The following is an 11,270-nucleotide window of genomic DNA, read 5'->3' as shown; positions in this document are numbered from 1 at the left end:
GCCCCCACCCGCCCCGGAACCGAGCTGCGCGGCCGGGCCACCGATCTCCTCGGCGGCCTGCTCACCCGCGGCCCGGCCGCCGGAACCACCTGCCGCAGCCGGGGTGGCGGACCCCTCGGGTCCGCGACCCGCCGGCTCGTCGCGGACGGGCGAACCGGGCACCGGGGCGTGGGGCCGCGGCCGGCAGGCCAGGATGTCGGCGAACACCGACAGGGCGATCTCCGGCGCCGTCCGGGCCCCGATGTCCAGCCCGGCCGGCGCGTGGATCCGGGCCAGCCGGTCCTCGGTGATCCCGAGCGCGGCGAGCTCCGAACGCACCCCGGCGGAACGTTTGCGGCTGGCCACGAGGGCGATGTAGGGCACCTCGGCGCGCAGCGCCGCGGTGAGCACCGGCACCTCCTGACGGCCGTGCGAGGCCACCACGACGGCGGCGGTGTCCGCTGCGATGGGCACCTCCGGGTCCACGCCGGCCCGGACGTCGTAGTCCAGGGCGTGCCCGACCCGGACCAGCGCGCGGGCCACCGGGGCGTCCCCGAACACCACGACGAGCGCCGGCGGGACCATGGCCTCGAGGAAGATCTCCAGGGTACCGCCGGACAGGCACGGGTTGCCGACCGTCCGCACGCCCTCGGCCTGCGACGGGTCAGCGGCCGCATCGGCCTGCGGCGTGATCCGCAACAGCCCCGACTCACCGGACTGCAGCAGCCGCAGCCCCTCCAGCCGCACGGTGGACTCCGCGCAGGCCCCGCCGACGAACCCGTCGATCGTGCCGTCGGGCAGCACGAGGGCGCAGTCCCCCGGCTTCGCGCTGGTCGGGCGCTCGGCGCGGACGACGGTCGCGAGCACGAACGGCGTCCGGCCGGCCCGCAGGTCGCCGACCCGCGAAAGCAGCTCGCCGCGGCTCACGGTGATCACCGGATCGCCAGGTCGGGACGGATGGGCCGGCCCTGGACCGCCCGCCAGACCTGCGCCGGGGTGAGCGGCATGTCGGCGTGGCGCACCCCGATCGCGTCCAGCACCGCGTTGACCACGGCGGCGGGTGATCCGACGGTGGCGGACTCCCCCACGCCCTTGGCACCGATCGGATGATGTGGCGACGGTGTCACGGTCTCTCCCAGCTCCCATGACGGGCACTCCATCGACGTCGGCAGCAGGTAGTCCATGAAGGACGCGCCGAGATGGTTCCCGTCGTCGTCGAAGGCCATCAGTTCCATCAGCGCCATGCCGACCCCGTCGGCCAGCCCACCGTGCACCTGGCCCTCGACGATCATCGGGTTGATCCGGACGCCGCAGTCGTCCACCGCGACGAACCGGCGGACCGTGGCCTGCCCCGTTCCGGGGTCGACGTCCACCACGCAGATGTAGGCGCCGAACGGGAAGGTCAGGTTGGGCGGGTTGTAGACACAGGTCGCGTCGAGGTGCCCCTCGACGCCGTCGGGCAGGTCCAGGTCGGAGTGCGCCGCCAGCGCGATCTGCGCGATCGTGCGGCCGGCGGCCGGATCACCCGCGACCTGCCAGCGGCCCTTGTGCCACTCCAGGTCCTCGGGCGCGACCTCGAGCATGGCCGCGGCGACGATCCGGGCCCGTTCCCGGACCTTCCGGGCGACCATCACCGCGGCTGCTCCGGACACCGGGGTCGAACGCGAGCCGTAGGTGCCCAGCCCGAAGGGCGTCTGGTCGGTGTCGCCCTGCACCAGCTCGACGTCGTCGGGGGAGATCCCCAGCTCCTCACCGACGATCTGGGCGAACGTCGTCTCGTGGCCCTGGCCCTGGCTCATGCACGACACCCGCAGCACCGCGGTCCCGGTGGGGTGCACCCGCAGCTCGGCGCCGTCGGCCATGCCGAGGCCGAGGATGTCCATCGTCCGGCGCGGCCCGGCCCCGACGGCCTCGGTGAAGAAGCTGATCCCGATGCCCATCAGCGACCCGCGGCCCGTCGCCTCGTAGGCCGCCCGCCGCTCGGCCTGCTCGCGGCGCAGCTCGTCGTAACCCGCCATCTCGAGCGCCAGCGTCAGCGTGCGGGGATAGTCCCCGGAGTCGTACTCCCAGCCGGTGGCGCAGGCGTAGGGGAACTGCTCGGGGCGCAGCAGGTTGGCCATCCGGACGGCCGCGGGATCGAGCCCGAGGTCGTGGGAGAGCACGTCGACCATCCGCTCGACCAGGTAGGACGCCTCGGTGATGCGGAACGAGCAGGCGTAGGCGACCCCGCCGGGGGCCTTGTTGGTGTAGACGCCGGTGACCCGGCAGTGCGCGGCCTTCACGTCGTAGGAGCCGGTGAAGACGTGGAAGAACCCGGCCGGGAACTTCGACGGCTGCGCGGTGCCGTTGAACGCGCCGTGATCGGCCAGCACCCGTACCCGAAGCCCGAGGATCCGCCCGTCCTTCGTCGCCGCGATCTCCCCGTGCATGTGGTAGTCGCGGGCGAACGAGGAGCTCATCAGGTTCTCGGAGCGGTCCTCGGTCCACTTCACCGGCGCGCCCGTGAGCACCGACCCGACCACCGAGCACAGGTAGCCCGGGTACATCCCCACCTTGTTGCCGAACCCGCCGCCGATGTCCGGCGCGATGATGCGGATCTTGTGCTCCGGGATGCCGGCGATGAGGGCGTAGAGCATCCGGTGCGTGTGCGGCGCCTGGGTGGTGGCGTGCACCGTGAGCTTGCCGGTGATCCGGTCGAGGTCCGCGACGATCCCGCAGGTCTCCAGCGGCGCCGGGTGCACCCGCGGGTAGAGCAGGTCGCAGGTCGAGACGCGCTCGGCGGAGGCGAACACGGCATCGGTGGCGGCGGCGTCGCCGGACTCCCAGTCGAAGACATGGTTGTCGGCGCGGCCGTCGAGGTCGTCGCGGATGACAGGGGCGTCCGGGTCCAGCGCCCGCCGGGCGTCGATCACCGGCGGCAGCGGTTCGTACTCCACCTCGATCAGGCTCAGCGCGTCCCGTGCGGCATAGCGGTCCTCGGCGACGACGAAGACGACCTCCTGGCCCTGGTAGCGCACCTTGTCGGTGGCCAGCACCGCCGCGACGTCGTGCGACAGCGTGGGCATCCAGGCCAGCCCGCGCCCGGCGAGGGTCTCTCCGGTGATGACGGCCCGCACCTTCGGGTGCGACTCGGCCGCGCTGACGTCCACCGACAGGATCCGGGCGTGCGCGTGCGGGCTGCGCAGGATCGCGCCGTGCAGCATCCCGGGCAGCCGCACGTCGTCGACGAAGCGGCCGCGGCCGCGGACGAACCGGGCGTCCTCCTTGCGGAGCATGGGGCCGTGCCCCATGGGGGTGGGGACGTCGGTGGCGCCGGGCAGGGCGCTCACGCCGCACCGTCGCGGGACTTCTCGGCGCGGGCGGCGTGCCGGATCGACCGCACGATGTTCTCGTAGCCGGTGCACCGGCAGGTCTGGCCGGCGATCGCCTCGCGGATCTCGGTCTCGGAGGGATCCGGGTTGTGGTCCAGCAGCCAGCGGGCGGTCATCAGCATCCCCGGTGTGCAGAACCCGCACTGCAGGCCGTGGCAGCGGATGAACGATCGCTGCACCTGATCCAGTCCGGCGTGGCCCTCCAGTCCCTCGACGGTGCGCACGTGCCGGCCGCTCGCCATCGCGGCCAAAACCGTGCAGGACTTGACGGGCGTGCCGTCCATCCACACGACGCAAGCACCGCAGTTGGAGGTGTCGCACCCCCAGTGTGTGCCGGTCAACCCGAGTTCGTCGCGCAGCAGGTGTACCAGCAGCAGCCGCGGTTCGACCTCGCGGACGTGCTCGGTCCCGTTCACCGTCACCGTGATCTGCACGTCCTCAGGCCTCCTGACCCCGGGCCCGGGCCCGGGCCGCAGCGCGCCGCAGCGTCCTGACGGTCAGCTCGCCGGCCAGGTGCCGCTTGTAGTCGGCCGGACCGCGCTGGTCGGCGACGGGGCGGCAGTGCTCGGCGGCGATGCGGCCGGCCTCGGCGAAGGTCTCCTCGGTGGCCGGGCGGCCGCGCAGGAACTCCTCCGCCGCGACCGCGGTGAAGCCGGCGGCCCCGACCGCGGTGAGCCCGAGTCCGACGTCGGTGATGGTCCCGGGGCCAGGGCCCGGCTCCAGCCACAGCGCCGCCGCGGCCGCGGCGACGGCCCAGTCCCCCGCCCGGCGGTCGACCTTGACGTACGCGCTGCCCCCGCCGGGCCGCACCGGGATCCGCAGCTCCGCCAGGATCTCGGCGGGTCCCACGACCGTCTGGTACGGCCCGGTGAAGAACGCGCGCATCGGGACGCTGCGGACCCCCTCGGCGCCCCGGATCACCGCGGTGGCCCGCAGCGCGGTGAACGCCCCGGAGAGGTCCTCGGACGGGTCGGCCTGGCACACCGATCCGCCGATCGTGCCACGGTTGCGCACGACCGGGTCGGCGATCACGCGCTCGGCGTCGTGCAGCATCGGGTAGTGCTCGCCCGCGACCGCGGAGCCGAGCAGCTCGGAGTGCCGGGCCATCGCCCCGATCCGCAACTCGCCGCCCTCGACGCGGATCCCACCGAGCTCGTGCAGGTCGTTGATGTCGATGAGCATCTCGGGCTGGGCCAGCCGCAGCTTCATCATCGGGATCAGGCTGTGCCCACCGGCCACGACGCGCGCCTCGGCCCCGTACCGCGTGAGCAACGCGATCGCGTGGTCCACGCTGGTCGCGCGCTGGTACTCGAAGTGGGCGGGCACCTGCATGCGCACTCCTGGGTCGGCGTGTGGGACATCGTGGCCGGGCTCACACAACCCATCAAATATGACTTAAGGCATCGCTTAGGGCACGGGTGTGCTCACGGTTCGCAGGGGGCAGCATGTCGGCACTTGACATGCCAGTCGGAACGGGTGTGAGGTTGCGCACCATCGAACGGTGATCAACCCACCACTGCGCGTGACGAACTGGCGCCGTAGGCGCACCACCACCGCCGAAGGGGCGAGCCGACGATGGCGATCGAGTCCGACGGGCACAGCCGCGGAAACCCGCGCATGTACGAACTGATGGAGAACGCACCGAAGACCGGGAGGAGCCCGACCATCTGGTCCTTCCCGGCCGTCGTCGACTTCATGAAGGTCGCGGGCCAGCCCGTCCCCGGGCCGTGGCCGCCGCACCAGGAGCCGCGGCCCGACCCCGAGGACGAGTCGCTGCCCGTGGCGATCAGCGAACCCGCCGAGCGGGACCGGGCACCCCGGTCCCGCTCGGCGGAATAGGAGACCGTCGATGTATCCGTCCCGGTTCCGTTACGAGGCCCCCCGTTCGCTCGGTGAGGCGTTCGCGCTGCTGGCCGAGCACGGCGACGAGGCGAAGGTCCTCGCCGGCGGGCAGAGCCTGATCCCGCTGGTCAAGCTGCGTTTCGCAGCGCCGGCGATGCTCGTCGACATCAACGGCATCCCGGAGCTCGCCTACCACCGCGAGGACGCGGACGGTTCGCTGCGGATCGGTGCGCTGTGCCGGCACGCCGACCTGGAGCGCTCGCCGCTGCTGCCCGGCAACCACCCGACGATGGCCGCGGCCGCACCGCTGGTCGCGGACCCGATCGTGCGCACCCGCGGCACCCTGGTCGGCTCGCTGTGCCACGCCGACCCGCAGGGCGACTGGGCGTCGGTGATGCTGGCGCTGAACGGTGAGATCATCGCCCAGGGGCCGAACGGCCGGCGCACGATCCCGGCCGTCGACTTCGTGGTCGGACCGTTCCAGAACGCACTCCACCCCGGTGAGATCGCCGTCGAGGCCCGGGTCCCGGCGGCGCGGGGCACCGTGTCCGGGAGCTACCTCAAGCTCGAACGCCGGGTCGGCGACTTCGCCACCGCGGGCGTGGCGGTGGCCATCGAGTCGGTGGGCGGCCAGGTCATCCGGGCCGGGATCGGGCTGACCGGTGTGGGCGCCGGCAACATCAAGGCCGTCGAGGCCGAGCAGTCCCTCGTCGGCTACACGCTGGATCCCGACGTCATCGCCCGGGCCGCCGAGCTCGCCGCCGGGGCCGCCCGGCCCAAGACCGACCACCGCGGCAGCGCCGAGTACAAGCGCCACGTCGTCGCGACGTTCGTCCGGCGCGCGCTGTCCGGCTACCGGGCCCCGGTGGCGGCCTGATGTCCACAGTGTCCGATTCCACGTCCCGTTCGACGTCCCGTTCGACGTCCCGTTCGACGTCCGATCCGATCCACGAGGAGGGCGGCGTGGAAGAGCGCCGGATCACCGTCACGGTCAACGGCGAGCCCCGGACCGTCGAGATCGAACCCCGGCTGCTGCTCGCGCACCTGCTGCGGCAGGGACTCGGGCTGACCGGCACGCACATCGGGTGCGACACCACCAACTGCGGCGCCTGCACCGTGCTCTACGACGGCCGCCCGGTGAAGTCCTGCACGATGCTCGCCGTCCAGGCCGACGGGCACGAGGTCACCACCGTCGAGGGGCTGGGCACGCCCAGCGAGCTCGACCCGGTGCAGGAGGGCTTCACCACCGAGCACGGCCTGCAGTGCGGCTTCTGCACCCCCGGGATGATGATGGCCGCCAAGGCCCTGATCACCGAGAACCCGAACCCCACCGAGGAGGACGTGCGGTGGGGGCTGTCGGGCAACCTCTGCCGCTGCACCGGCTACCAGAACATCGTCAAGGCCGTGCTGTGGGCCGCTGAGAAGCAGCGCGCCGCCTCGGCAGCCGCCAGCACCGACGTCACGGTCTGAGGAGGCAGGGAATGTCGCAGGCACTGGACGAGGTCAAGATCGGCGGTCTCGGCGCGAGCCGCCAGCGGGTGGAGGACGCCCGCTTCATCCGCGGCCGGGGCAACTACGTCGACGACATCGTGCTGCCCGGCATGCTGCACATGGAGATCCTGCGCAGCCCGCTCGCGCACGCCCGGATCAAGTCGATCGACACCAGCAAGGCGTGGGCCATCCCCGGTGTCCGCCTGGTCCTCACCGGCGAGATGGCCGCGCAGCGCAACCTCGCGTGGATGCCGACGCTGTCGTACGACACCCAGGCGGTCCTGGCCACCGACAAGGTGCGCTTCCAGGGTCAGGAGGTCGCGTGCGTCGTCGCCGACGACCCCTACATCGCCCGGGACGGCGTCGAGGCGATCGTCGTCGAGTACGAACCGCTGCCCCCGATCGTCAACCCGGTGCAGGCCCTCGCCCCGGACGCCCCGCTGATCCGGGACGACAAGGAGGGGCAGACCGACAACGTCTGCTATCGCTGGGAGGTCGGCGACGCCGAGGCCACCGAACGGGCCTTCGCCGAGGCCGACGTGGTCTCGAAGCTGAAGCTGCACTACCCGCGCAGCCACCCGTCGCCGATCGAGTGCTGCGGCTCGGTCGCGGACTACAACTCCGCGACCGGCAAGCTCACCGTCTACATGACCACCCAGGCCCCGCACATCATCCGGGCCGCGGTGGCCCTGGTGGCGGAGCTGCCCGAGCACATGATCCGGATCATCTCCCCCGACATCGGCGGCGGGTTCGGCAACAAGGTGCCGGTCTACCCGGGCTACGTGTGCTCGATCCTGTGCTCGATCCTCACCGGCAGGCCGGTGAAGTGGATCGAGGACAAGACCGGCAACCTCGTCTCCACCGGGTTCGGCCGCGACATGTACCTCACCGGTGAGATGGCGCTGCGCGCGGACGGCAAGATCCTCGCGGTCCGGTTCCACGCCGACACCGACCAGGGGGCGTTCTTCTCCGACGCGCAGCCCAGCAAGTTCAAGGTCGGGCTCCTGCACTCCGCGTTCGCCTGTTACGACGTCCCGCACGGCCACATCACCGCGCAGGGCACCTACACGAACAAGGCGCCCGGCGGGGTTGCCTACCGGTGCTCGTTCCGTGTCACCGAGGCGATGTTCTTCCAGGAGCGCATGGTCCAGGCCGCCGCCGACGACCTGGGCATGGACCAGGCCGAGTTCCGGCGCATCAACCTGCGGGAGGACGACTCGTTCCCGGCCCGCACACCGTTCGGGTTCCTGGTCGACTCCGGGCAGTACGCGAAGTGCCTGCAGATGGGCCTCGACGCCATCGGCTACGAGGACTTCAAGCGTGAGCAGGCCGAGGCCCGAAAGCGGGGCCGGTACCTGGGCATCGGGATCTCGACGATGACCGAACCGCTCGGGGCCGGCAACAGCCGCGAGTACGACATCCTCGGCATCAAGATGTTCGACTCCGCCGAGCTGCGGGTGCACCCGACCGGCAAGGCGATCCTCCGGACGGGCGCGAAGACCCAGGGACAGGGTCACGAGACGACCTGGGCGCAGATCGTCAGCCACGAACTCGGCATCCCGGCCGACGACATCGTCGTCGAGGAGGGCGACACCGACCACGCGCCGTTCGGGATGGGGACCTACGCCTCACGCAGCACCCCGGTCGCGGGCGCGGCGGTGTCGATGGTCTCGCGGAAGATCCGCGCGAAGGCCCGCAAGCTCGCCGCGCACCTGCTGGAGGTGTCCGAGGAGGACGTCGAGTGGGAGCTCGGGCGGTTCTACGTGCGCGGCGCCCAGAGCCGGGGCGTGACCATCCAGGAGTGTGCGATGGCCGCGTACACCAACATGCCCGACGGCATGGAACCCGGCCTGGAGAACAACGCCTACTACGACCCACCCAACCTGACCTGGCCGTTCGCCTGTTACATCGCGACGGTCGAGATCGACCCGGAGACCGGCGTCTGGGACGTGCTGCGGTTGGTCGCCGTGGACGACTGCGGGGTGCGGATCAACCCGATGGTCGTCGAGGGGCAGATCACGGGCGGGCTCACCGAGGCCTACGCGATGTCGAACATGCAGTTCCAGACCTACGACGCCGAGGGCAACATCGTGGGCGGGAACTACATGGACTACCTGCTGCCGACGGCCTGGGAGACGCCCGGCTTCGAACTGCACGAGGTGGTCACCCCGTGCCCGCACCACCCCATCGGGGCCAAGGGGGTCGGCGAGTGCGCGGCGGTCGGCGGGCCGGCCGCGTTCGTCAACGCGGTGATGAACGCGATCGGCCACACCGGCGTACGCAACATCGACATGCCGTTGCTGCCGGACCGGGTCTGGGACGCCATCCGGACCGGTAAGGACATCTCCGGTGCGCCGCCGTTCCGGAACGCGTGAGCGGGGAGTCGACAGATGCTGATCGAGAACGAGTTCCGGGTCACCGCACCGGTGGACGAGGTGTGGGAGTACCTGCTGGACCTGCCGGGTCTCGCGCCCTGTCTGCCCGGCGCCGAACTCACCGACGACCTCGGCGACGGCACCTACAGGGGCAGGGTGGTCACCCGGCTCGGACCGGTGAAGCTGGGGTTCACCGGCACCGCGAAGATCATCGACGCCGACGAGGCCGCGCGGCGCATCGCGATCCACGCGGCAGGTTCGGAGGACAAGGGCAAGGGCACCGCGGACATGACGGTGACCGCCACCCTGGTGCCCGCGGCCGGCGGGGCGACGACCGTCGAGGTCACGCAGGACCTGCAGGTGTCCGGGGCCGCGGCGCAGTACGGCCGCGGGATGATCTCCGACGTCAGCAGCGTGCTGCTGAGGAGCTTCGCGGAGTGCATCTCCCACAACATCGCCGCCGGACGTGGCGGCGGTACCGCCACCGTCACCCGGACCGCGAAACCGGCCGGCGGTCTGAGCATCGGCCTGGCGGCCGCGCTGATGGCGCTCAAGCGCGTCATCCGCCGGTTCTTCGGCCCGAGCACGCGCCCCTGAGGGAGGAGCCGTCATGACTCTGTGGTGGATCGGCAACGCGATCCTGCTGTTCGTGGTGTTCCCGGTCGTGGTCGCCCTGCTCAACCGGGTGCTGGCCGCGGTCGAGCGCATCCGCTGGGCGGCCGACGACATCCTGGCCGGCGGCGGACGTCTCGCCGGGCAGCTGGAGCCGGTGCCCGGCCTGCTCGCCACGACCGACGCGACCGTGCACCAGGTCGCGGTCGGCGCGACCCGGTACGCGGGCAGCGTCGCGAAGCTGCTGCCGTGATGCACGACGATCGAGAGGGGAACCGGCCATGCCCGCTGCCGCCTGGGCGACACTGATCATCGCGGCTCTGATCATCGCCATCACCGGGGTGGGTCTGCTCCGGGTCATCCTGCACCTGCGTCACGTCAGCAAGACGCTCACCGCGCTCACCGGGGGCGTGCAGGCCATCGCCGCATCGACGTCGACCGTGCCTGTCGTGCTGCCGTCGGTGAACGCCGATCTCAAGCCCGTCCGCGACTTCTGCGAGTCCGTATGACCCCGCGAGTCGCGGTATTCGCGCGCGCGAGTCGCGGTGATCGCGCGCCCGAGTCGATGTGGAGGACGTCATGACGCCTGCGCCTACCGCCGGGCCGGACATGTCCGGGTGGTACCTGGGCTTCGGGATCGGGATCGTCGTGGTCCTCGTCGTCGTCGCCCTGGTCGTCCCGATCCTGGTCCTGGCTTACAAGATCGGCAAGCAGGCGCCCGCCATCAACGAGGCTCTGCAGCAGTCCGAGCGCAACACCCGGCCGCTGGCCGCGCTGCGCCAGACCATCGACCACGCCGAGGTCATCACCGCGGGGCTGCGCCGCGGCCGCGAGAGGCTGGGAGGATAGCCATGAGCGACCAGGAGATCACCGCCTGGTGGATCGCGATCATCGCCGGGTTCGTCGTGGTGCTCGCCGTGGCGGCACTGCTCAGCCTGCTGGTGTGGTTCGTGAAGATCATCGACCGGCGGGTCGCGGAGATCCGCGGCACGCTGGAGACGATCACCCGCAACACCGCGGCGACGACGCTCATCCCGCAGACCGGCGACGCCGTCGACGCGGTCCTCGCCGAGGGCCTGCAGCATCACCTGTTCCTCGGCCGGGTGCTCCCGAGCATCCCGACCCCGGCCACCAACGGAGGGGCGCGATGACCACCTTGGTCGTCCTCACCGTCGTCGTCATCGCGGCGCTGATCGCCGGGCTCGCGTTCTACCTGTTCTGGGTCGGATCGCTGCTCGGCCGGGTCGCCACGAACCTCGAGGCGTGCGAGGAGGCCGTCACCCGGATCAACACCGACGCCGAGCTGATCGGCCCGGGGGTGGAGCACATCAACCGGTCCGCCGGCACGGTGGCCGGCGCGCTACCGCTGCTCTACGGATTCGCCGAGAAGATCGTCGTCAAAGCCTCACCCAACGTGGTCCGGCCCGCGGTGGCCGTCCCCGCCTCCGGGCGGCGGCGGTCGCGACTGCACGAGGCCGTCGGGTTCGCCCCGGCCGACTGACCGCCCACCGACACGGCGCCGCGCCCTGCCCCGGGTGCGGCGCCGTCCCACCCCAGGGCTCGGGGCGTCAGGGGGGTGGGCGGTGGTCCGGGCGGCGAG

General features: G+C 71.7%; 14 protein-coding genes. 10 read left to right on the top strand and 4 right to left on the bottom strand.

The genetic code is table 11. The features are described 5' to 3' along the window. The 4 genes from HF519_RS27265 to HF519_RS27250 all read right to left on the bottom strand — a co-directional run. On the bottom strand, nt 1-906 hold a 906-nt coding region (locus HF519_RS27265; protein WP_169415852.1), incomplete at its 3' end, for an XdhC family protein. A gap of 5 nt (nt 907-911) precedes the next feature. Then, nucleotides 912-3,269: an aerobic carbon-monoxide dehydrogenase large subunit gene (locus tag HF519_RS27260; RefSeq protein WP_169415854.1), complete on the bottom strand. Its 2,358-nt coding sequence runs from the start codon at nt 3,267-3,269 to the stop codon at nt 912-914. Between the two features lie 35 nt (nt 3,270-3,304). Beyond that, nucleotides 3,305-3,784: a (2Fe-2S)-binding protein gene (locus tag HF519_RS27255; protein WP_169415851.1), complete on the bottom strand. Its 480-nt coding sequence runs from the start codon at nt 3,782-3,784 to the stop codon at nt 3,305-3,307. A 4-nt stretch (nt 3,785-3,788) separates the two neighbouring features. Beyond that, nucleotides 3,789-4,682, bottom strand: coding sequence for an FAD binding domain-containing protein (locus tag HF519_RS27250; RefSeq protein ID WP_169415850.1), 894 nt, complete (start codon nt 4,680-4,682; stop codon nt 3,789-3,791). A 243-nt stretch (nt 4,683-4,925) separates the two neighbouring features. On the opposite strand from HF519_RS27250, the gene HF519_RS27245 reads away from it, so the two are divergent. From HF519_RS27245 to HF519_RS27200, 10 genes are all read left to right on the top strand, one after another. Continuing rightward, nucleotides 4,926-5,189 carry a hypothetical protein gene (locus HF519_RS27245; RefSeq protein ID WP_169415849.1) on the top strand — a complete coding sequence of 88 codons (264 nt, stop codon included), beginning with the start codon at nt 4,926-4,928 and terminating at the stop codon, nt 5,187-5,189. A 10-nt stretch (nt 5,190-5,199) separates the two neighbouring features. Then, nucleotides 5,200-6,069: an FAD binding domain-containing protein gene (locus tag HF519_RS27240; protein WP_169415848.1), complete on the top strand. Its 870-nt coding sequence runs from the start codon at nt 5,200-5,202 to the stop codon at nt 6,067-6,069. A gap of 86 nt (nt 6,070-6,155) precedes the next feature. Further along, nucleotides 6,156-6,662 (top strand): (2Fe-2S)-binding protein, encoded by a 507-nt coding sequence (locus HF519_RS27235; protein WP_312860382.1) that lies wholly within the window; start codon nt 6,156-6,158, stop codon nt 6,660-6,662. 11 nt (nt 6,663-6,673) lie between these two features. Then, the gene (locus tag HF519_RS27230; RefSeq protein ID WP_169415846.1) at nt 6,674-9,058 is read left to right on the top strand and encodes an aerobic carbon-monoxide dehydrogenase large subunit; all 2,385 of its coding nucleotides are present in this window, start codon (nt 6,674-6,676) and stop codon (nt 9,056-9,058) included. A gap of 15 nt (nt 9,059-9,073) precedes the next feature. Continuing rightward, nucleotides 9,074-9,655 carry an SRPBCC family protein gene (locus HF519_RS27225; protein ID WP_169415845.1) on the top strand — a complete coding sequence of 194 codons (582 nt, stop codon included), beginning with the start codon at nt 9,074-9,076 and terminating at the stop codon, nt 9,653-9,655. A 13-nt stretch (nt 9,656-9,668) separates the two neighbouring features. Further along, complete coding sequence (locus HF519_RS27220) at nt 9,669-9,923, top strand: hypothetical protein (RefSeq protein ID WP_169415844.1); 255 nt, start codon at nt 9,669-9,671, stop codon at nt 9,921-9,923. 28 nt (nt 9,924-9,951) lie between these two features. Continuing rightward, on the top strand, nt 9,952-10,179 hold the full coding sequence (locus HF519_RS27215) for a hypothetical protein (protein ID WP_169415843.1): 228 nt from the start codon (nt 9,952-9,954) through the stop codon (nt 10,177-10,179). A gap of 70 nt (nt 10,180-10,249) precedes the next feature. Beyond that, complete coding sequence (locus tag HF519_RS27210) at nt 10,250-10,519, top strand: hypothetical protein (RefSeq protein ID WP_246245296.1); 270 nt, start codon at nt 10,250-10,252, stop codon at nt 10,517-10,519. Nucleotides 10,520-10,521: 2 nt separating this feature from the next. Next, nucleotides 10,522-10,821 carry a hypothetical protein gene (locus HF519_RS27205; protein ID WP_169415842.1) on the top strand — a complete coding sequence of 100 codons (300 nt, stop codon included), beginning with the start codon at nt 10,522-10,524 and terminating at the stop codon, nt 10,819-10,821. Next, nucleotides 10,818-11,171, top strand: a complete 354-nt coding sequence (locus HF519_RS27200; RefSeq protein WP_169415841.1) for a hypothetical protein — start codon at nt 10,818-10,820, stop codon at nt 11,169-11,171. The genes HF519_RS27205 and HF519_RS27200 overlap by 4 nt, the downstream gene beginning before the upstream one ends. Nucleotides 11,172-11,270: the final 99 nt, after the last annotated feature.

The sequence above is a fragment of the Pseudonocardia bannensis genome (genome assembly GCF_012911875.1).
GTDB classification, from domain to species: Bacteria; Actinomycetota; Actinomycetes; order Mycobacteriales; family Pseudonocardiaceae; genus Pseudonocardia; species Pseudonocardia bannensis.
The sequence above is the reverse complement of the archived record's forward strand: the minus strand, read 5'-3'. Positions and strand labels throughout refer to the sequence as shown.